We start from the raw sequence: 6,856 nt of genomic DNA on the forward strand, positions 1-6,856 counted from the left end.
ATCTTATATAATAGCAGGAGTAGCTTAATATACTTCTACCTTCTCTGCAATACGCTTTGCCTTATTTCGCAACGCATCTAAATCCGAGTTCAGCGGTGCATAGCACAATACAACTCCCATACGGCGGTTGACGCGCGTTGTGGGTTTGCCAAAAATCCGAAGATAAGTATCTTCCTCTTTTGTTACTTCCTCAATACCCCGATAATCCGGACGCTCCTGGCTGGCAATAGTCGAAAGAATCACAGCACTTGCCCCTATACGTTCCTGCTTGATGTTTGGAATAGGCAGGCCGAGCACAGCACGCAAATGCAGTTCGAACTCATTCAGATTCTGTGTACCTGCCAAAGTCACCATACCTGTATCGTGCGGACGTGGAGACAGTTCCGAGAAATACACTCCATTCTCATGGCTCAGGAAAAATTCAACTCCCCAAAGGCCGGCCCCCGTCAAAGCACGCGTCACCTTCTCCGCCATTTCCTGTGCTTCCTTCAAATGGGCAGGATCAATGTGTGCAGGTTGGAAGCTCTCGCGATAATCTCCCCCTTTCTGTACATGACCGATGGGCGGACAGAACAGAGTAGGTCCATTTTTCTGCGTCACAGTAAGCAGAGTTATCTCGCTATCAAACTTGATAAACTCTTCAATAATCAATTCCTTTATATCACCACGACTCCCGTTGCAACCATATTCCCAGGCATGTTCCAGTTCGTCAGCACTCTTCACCAAAGACTGGCCTTTGCCGGAAGAAGACATCAACGGCTTCACCACACAAGGAAAACCAACCTTTTCTGCGGCAGCTTTCAGTTCATCCAGAGATTTGGCATAGAAGTATTTGGCTGTTTTCAGTCCTAACTCCTGTGCGGCAAGGTCACGGATAGCCTTACGGTTCATGGTAAAGTTAACGGCACGAGCACTGGGCACCACCTGAATGCCCTCTTTTTCAAAATCGTAAAGACGTTCCGTCCGAATGGCCTCTATTTCCGGTACAATGATGTCCGGTTGGTGCTTGCGTACTACACGTTCCAAAGCATCGCCATCCAGCATGCTGAACACTTCACATTCGTCAGCCACTTGCATGGCGGGCGCTCCGGCATACGAGTCACAGGCTATGATATATTGGCCTTTACGTTGGGCTGAAATCACGAATTCTTTGCCCAGTTCACCGGAACCTAACAATAAAATCTTTTTCATTTTTGCTATGTGTTTACATTAAGAAGCACAAAAGTACGTAAAAAAATAAGTAGCTCCCCCTTTAAATATTTAAAAAAACGGATGGATAGCTCATTTTTATCTGTATCTTTGTAGCATAAACAACAGAGTTTATTCTGAATTCTTCTTTGTGTATGCTTGCTTTTGCGATAATTCGCAAATTACTCCATCCCCAAAATGACCTCATAATCAGCTCTTTTGTCCAGAATTGGATTCAATTGCAAGTATGTTTATCGTTGCGATTCCATACGGCTATTAATCGATAGAAAACAAAATGCAGTGTTTTTTTTAGCTGCATTAATATATAATAAATTAAGAATGGCAGTAAAAAGAGTAACATCAAGTAAAAGAGACAGAGAAAAAGCGAAACAGAGTAAACGAGAAGAAAAACAAAAAAGAAAGGAAGAACGCCTGAGCAGTGGTAGCCGCAGCTTTGAAGAGATGCTGGCTTATGTAGACGAAAACGGTGTCCTCCATTCTACGCCTGAAGGTGTGAAGCCTAAAGAAGAAGTGGATGCTTCTGAAATAGAGATATCAGTTCCTAAAAAGGGTGAAGAAGAAATTTTGCCATTAAACGGACGTATTGAACATTTTAATGTATCAAGGGGTTATGGCTTTATAAAAGATGCGGGAAGCGGCGAAAAATACTTCTTCCACATCACGTCCGCTCCCGAAGGGATAACCGAAGGAGATAAAGTAACATTTGAAATTGAACGCGGTACGCGGGGTATGAACGCCGTGCGGATCTCAATCATTAATAAATAACAATTTTAACTTACAAAAAGAAATGAACATTTATGTTGCAAACCTAAGCTGGAACACAAACAGTGACAGCTTACAGGAATTATTTTCACAGTACGGCGAAGTAACTTCAGCCTACATTATTAACGACAGAGAGACGGGACGTTCACGCGGTTTCGGCTTCGTAGAAATGCCGAATGATGAAGACGGTCAAAAGGCTATCGACACTCTTAATGAAACAGAATTCGAAGGCAAAAACATTGCAGTAAGCGTGGCTCGCCCGAGAACAGAAAGACCTGCAGGCGGCAACCGTGGTGGTGGCTATGGCGGCGGCAACCGTGGTGGCGGTTACGGCGGTGGCAACCGTGGCGGTGGTTACGGCGGCGGCAACCGTGGCGGTGGCTATGGCGGCGGTGGCTATGGCGGCGGTGATCGCGGTGGAAGATATTAATCTTACAACTCAGCAAAGAAATGAAAACTGTTCGGGAATATTCCCGGGCAGTTTTTTTATACCCATATCACACCTATATATATCAATAATATCTATATTTGTATATTATGATAAGAACCAAACACATATTGCTGACTCTTTCATTGCTATTGTGCAATGTCTGCATCCACGCCGCAACAGTCGATTACTCCGTGCGTGGAAAGATTATCGACAAGCAGTCCCGCCAACCGGTAGCGTATGCTAATGTCGTAGTTGTAGGTATTCCCGGCAAGGGAGCATCAACCGATTCGCTCGGCATGTTCCGAATTGAGCAGGTACCACCGGGCATTTACCGCTTCGAAGCGACGCTGATAGGCTTTAAAAGCGCAGTGACCCCCGAATACGTGGTTTCCGCCTCTACACCTTTCATCGAGATAGAGATGGAAGAAGATGAGAATATGCTGGCAGCAGTGGTAGTCACCCCCTCCCCTTTTCGGAAGACAGTGGAAAGTCCGGTAAGTATGCGTATCATAGGCTTGCAGGAGATTGAAAAGAGCCCGGGAGGAAATCGGGATATTTCACGTATTGTAAGGGCATACCCGGGAGTCTCCTTTTCACCCATCGGCTACAGAAACGATTTGATTGTACGCGGTGGCTCACCTTCCGAAAACCGCTTCTATATGGATGGGATAGAAATACCCAATATCAATCACTTCGCTACCCAGGGAGCGTCCGGCGGACCAGTCAGCATTGTCAATGCAGATTTAATACGTGAAATAAGTTTTTATACGGGGGCTTTCCCTGCTAATCGTTCCGGCGCAATGAGTTCGGTGCTCGATTTTCGTTTGAAAGACGGTAACCCGGATAAGCAGACATTTAAAGCCACGCTGGGAGCATCCGAAGTTTCTTTCAGCGGCAACGGACATCTGAGTGATAAAACAACCTATTTGTTCTCCCTGCGCCAATCTTACCTTCAATTACTGTTCAAAGCCTTGGGACTACCTTTCCTGCCCAACTTCATTGACGGACAATTCAAACTGAAGACAAAGCTCTCGGCTCACGATGAACTGACCATACTCGGATTAGTCGGTATTGATAAAATGAAACTGAATACTGATGAGAAAGGAGAAGATGCTGAATATATATTGAGTTATCTACCCACTATCCATCAAGAGACATTTACTGTGGGAACTTCATATCGCCATTATGCAGGAAAGCATGTACAGACGCTTACGCTAAGTCATAATTATCTGAACAACCGCAATGTGAAATATCTGAATAATGACGAATCTTACGAAGATAATCTGACCCTTCGCCTTCGTTCAGTAGAACAGAAAACCACCCTTCGTTTTGAGAACCAGACAAGATTGGGGCAATGGACATTGAAAGAAGGTGCGGAAATGAATTATTCCAATTATACCAACCGGACAAGACAGCGGATATTCGGCTACGCTACACTCTCCGATTATCAGACGGATTTAAACATATTCAGTTGGGGCGGCTTCTTTTCCACGGACTACACTACTGCCAATAAACGTTTCTCCGCTTCTGCCGGTATCCGTACGGATGGCAATAATTACAACCGTGAAATGAAAGAACTGTGGAAGCAGCTTTCTCCCCGCCTCTCCTTATCTTATGAATTGACAAAGCAATGGACCTTGAGTGGAAATGCAGGATTATATCATCAGCTTCCACCTTATACAGCATTGGGGTTCAAAGATAACAACGGGCACTACATAAATAAGGATTTGAAATACATGCGGGTAATGGAAACCAGTCTCGGACTTGACTGGCATTTGCAAGATAGATTAATGATCTCGGCAGAAGGATTCTTCAAGCAATACGGACGTATGCCTCTTTCTCTGCGAGACAATATTCCCCTGGCATGCAAGGGAGATGATTATGGCACAGTAGGCAATGAAGCACTTACTCCTACTGCCGAAGGACGCGCTTATGGCGTGGAAGCCATGTTACGTTGGCAGATACCGGGACGTTTCAACTTTGTATCTTCCCTCACAGTCTTCCGCAGCGAATATCGCAATGGAAATGGTGGCAGTGATGATAATATCCCCTCCGGAACCAAATACATCTCTTCTGCATGGGACAACCGTTTCATTCTCAACGTAAGCGGTACGTATAATCTTCCGCGCCGTTGGAGTATCGGAGGAAAATTGAGTTATATAGGCGGTGCTCCCTATACGCCTTTTGATGAGGAAAAATCATCGTTAGTGGAAGCATGGAATGCACAAGGACGTCCATACTACGATTATTCAAAATACAATACCGAACGCTTGCCTAACTTTGCCCAACTCGATATACGTGTAGACAAGTCTTTCTATTTCCATCGCTGTATGGTTGGCTTTTATCTCGACTTACAGAATATAACCGGAAGTAAGCTGAAACAGCAGGATGTAATTATGAGTACGGGAGTCATTGAAAATCCATCTGCCCCCATTGAGGAGCAAAGGTATAAGATGAAAAAGTTGAAACAGGAAAGCGGAACGCTATTGCCGTCGATTGGGGTGACTGTGGAATTCTAGATTGGTTCTTCTCTTCAGTCACAAATTCCCATAGCAGTTCAAAATGTTCTTTAGAGAAATACTTCACAAATTTAGAGCGTGAAGCAACGTCTGCAATCTCGTCTAAAAGTTCTTGAGAAACAACCAGCTCTATAAAACTAATCCATAGATTTGTATCAACAATTATTTTTATCCCGCAATCGCTTTTCATATGCTTCTTGTCTAACAGCTTCCACTTCAGCATCTATTTCCTTTTGTGAAATTTCATCTGTTTTAAAAGCATTCAATAGTCGTTTCAATTTAATGCCGCGCGTTTCGACAGCAAGCGCACGGCTCAACTCCAATTTGTCATCGTCAGAAAGTTGTTGAGTTAACTCCAATATCTGATTATAATTCAGACGAGTTTTCAATGATACAGTTGCCATACAATTACACATTGATATTACCTATAAACAAAAGTAGTATAATTTATGCAACTATCAAATAAAGATGCGATTATTTTCTTGATGATTATGGCACAGTAGGCAATATTTCGCACCTACTATTTCTTACAGCAAACTTTTATCTGTTCCACAATATAGGATACATCCTCGTCCTCTTTGTTTAAGCATCGAATCAGTAATTTTATGATAATCGATGCAATTCAAAATATTTATTAATAAAACAGATATACAGTAGGCATAGCAACAGGACCGTACCGGACAAATACCAATAACCATAATTCAAGCACATTATATAACCTACAATTACAATTGCTTGTACTACCATATAAATAAACGAAACCACTACATGAGACATCTTCAATTCATTAGCCATCAATTGATACATGTGTTTACGATGGGGCAAACCGATGTTCTCATGAAGCATCAGGCGATGGATAATGGTCAGAACACTATCGACACCATAAACAGATAACAGGATTATCCAACTGAAATTTCCGGTCGTTATAATCAATTTGCCTATCAGAAATAGGATAATAAAAGCAATGCCAACAGAACCGACATCACCGGCAAAACACTTGGCTTTCTTACGGAAATTAAAGAAACAAAAGACCAGGACAGAACATAAGACTGTGTAAATTAAAGCAGGCTCAATAAATGGTGTTATTTCAGCATTGATATAAGCCAAGGCAACTAAAACAACCAAGGAATAACCACCGGTAATTCCATTGATGCCATCCATGAAATTATAAGCGTTGATAATGCCGGTACAAATTATTAATGCAACGATTATCCACCACCAGGAAAGGGAGAACAATCCCCATTGGTAGAACATCAAGGCCATAGCGGAAAAATGGAATACCAGTCTCAGACCTTGAGAAGTGGAACGGATATCATCCACAAAGCTGATGAATGTTATCAGAGTCAATGCCACGATAAACCAGGGATATTCCCAATGATTAGTCAGAAAATAAGCCAATGCACCGAAATAGAAGATAATCCCGCCACCACGCAAAGTGACTTTCGTATGTGAACTACGCTCATTAGGCTTATCAATGATATTGCACTTATCAGCTATCTTAAAATAAAAAAGTTCTGCTAAAAATAACAGAACCAAAACAACCAGGTAATACATAACAGTACTTTTCCCTTTAATTTTTAATTATTAATTTTTAATCTGAAAACGATCTTATCGTTTGCATAATCCCCTCAGCCGCGCGAACAGGCATTTTCTCTATGCCAAGCGCAGACTTTATCTTCTCATTACTTACCACATAATTCTCCGTCAACTTCCGGAGGCGTTCAGTATTCAAGGGCAGATGGAGCAATGTTCCTAAACCCGCACAACCTTCCATCATCTTCCTGTTCATCTTCCAGATGTGTGGTTCCTTACCCATAGCCTCACACATAAGGGCAATCAATTCATTCGTAGACAGAGCTTCATCATCACCCATATGGTAAATACCACTTGCAATATCTCTGGTAAGCAGTCCTTCCACCACATAGCAAAGGTTATC

6 protein-coding genes and 1 pseudogene are annotated in these 6,856 nt (G+C 42.7%); 3 read left to right on the plus strand and 4 right to left on the minus strand.

The window, feature by feature from the left end; translation table 11 throughout:
• Positions 1 to 24 precede the first annotated feature (24 nt).
• Positions 25 to 1,191, minus strand: coding sequence for a formate-dependent phosphoribosylglycinamide formyltransferase (gene purT / locus BUC01_RS10970; RefSeq protein ID WP_025832598.1), 1,167 nt, complete (start codon positions 1,189 to 1,191; stop codon positions 25 to 27).
• A gap of 336 nt (positions 1,192 to 1,527) precedes the next feature.
• On the opposite strand from purT, the gene BUC01_RS10975 reads away from it, so the two are divergent.
• The 3 genes from BUC01_RS10975 to BUC01_RS10985 all read left to right on the plus strand — a co-directional run bounded on the left by BUC01_RS10975 (position 1,528) and on the right by BUC01_RS10985 (position 4,920).
• Entirely contained in the window at positions 1,528 to 1,974 is a 447-nt protein-coding gene (locus BUC01_RS10975) for a cold-shock protein (RefSeq protein WP_025832596.1), read from the plus strand.
• Positions 1,975 to 1,996: 22 nt separating this feature from the next.
• Complete coding sequence (locus BUC01_RS10980; protein ID WP_073313726.1) at positions 1,997 to 2,401, plus strand: RNA recognition motif domain-containing protein; 405 nt, start codon at positions 1,997 to 1,999, stop codon at positions 2,399 to 2,401.
• Positions 2,402 to 2,508: 107 nt separating this feature from the next.
• A complete protein-coding gene (locus tag BUC01_RS10985) occupies positions 2,509 to 4,920 on the plus strand; it encodes a TonB-dependent receptor (protein ID WP_244895744.1) in 2,412 nt (803 codons plus the stop codon).
• A gap of 155 nt (positions 4,921 to 5,075) precedes the next feature.
• On the opposite strand, the gene vap15 is transcribed toward BUC01_RS10985, so the two are convergent.
• From vap15 to BUC01_RS11005, 3 genes and pseudogenes are all read right to left on the minus strand, one after another.
• Positions 5,076 to 5,324, minus strand: a complete 249-nt coding sequence (vap15, locus tag BUC01_RS10995) for a type II toxin-antitoxin system VapB15 family antitoxin (RefSeq protein WP_025835094.1) — start codon at positions 5,322 to 5,324, stop codon at positions 5,076 to 5,078.
• 199 nt (positions 5,325 to 5,523) lie between these two features.
• On the minus strand, positions 5,524 to 6,474 hold the full coding sequence (locus BUC01_RS11000; protein ID WP_025835095.1) for an MraY family glycosyltransferase: 951 nt from the start codon (positions 6,472 to 6,474) through the stop codon (positions 5,524 to 5,526).
• A gap of 37 nt (positions 6,475 to 6,511) precedes the next feature.
• A pseudogene (locus BUC01_RS11005) lies at positions 6,512 to 6,856 on the minus strand (NAD-dependent epimerase/dehydratase family protein); the annotation flags it as partial.

This window comes from Bacteroides stercorirosoris (assembly GCF_900142015.1).
Taxonomy (GTDB): domain Bacteria; phylum Bacteroidota; class Bacteroidia; order Bacteroidales; family Bacteroidaceae; genus Bacteroides; species Bacteroides stercorirosoris.